The sequence below is a fragment of the Cobetia sp. BMC6 genome (genome assembly GCF_029991385.1).
Lineage (GTDB): Bacteria > Pseudomonadota > Gammaproteobacteria > Pseudomonadales > Halomonadaceae > Cobetia.
The window spans coordinates 1-340 of sequence record NZ_JAKUMF010000079.1 but is presented as its reverse complement, the minus strand read 5'-3'; the positions used below and the strand labels follow the sequence as shown (position 1 = coordinate 340).

Sequence of the window (340 nt, the reverse complement as noted above, 5' to 3'; positions counted from 1 at the left end):
CGCCGAACACGGAGCTGGTAAAGAAAGCGCTGACCATGGCCTACGAATCGCGTGGAGAGCCACGGAATATCCTGTTTCATTCGGATCAGGGTTGCCAGTACACCAGCCGGGCATTCCGGCAGATGCTTTGGCGCTACCGAATGACGCTGAGTCTCAGTCGCCGTGGCAATTGCTGGGACAATGCCCCAACAGAGCGCTTCTTCAGAAGCCTGAAAACGGAATGGATACCAGAGATCGGCTATCCCGATGTCGCTGCGGCGAAGCGATCTGTCACTGATTATATGATCGGTTACTACAGCAGCCTCAGGCCGCACAAGCATAACGATGGGATACCGCCGAA

Annotated in this window: 1 protein-coding gene; it reads left to right on the top strand. The window is 55.6% G+C overall.

The genetic code is table 11. The features are described from left to right. Positions 1–340, top strand: a 340-nt coding sequence (locus tag MKZ40_RS17075; protein WP_282628010.1) for a DDE-type integrase/transposase/recombinase, incomplete at both ends; no start/stop codon positions are given.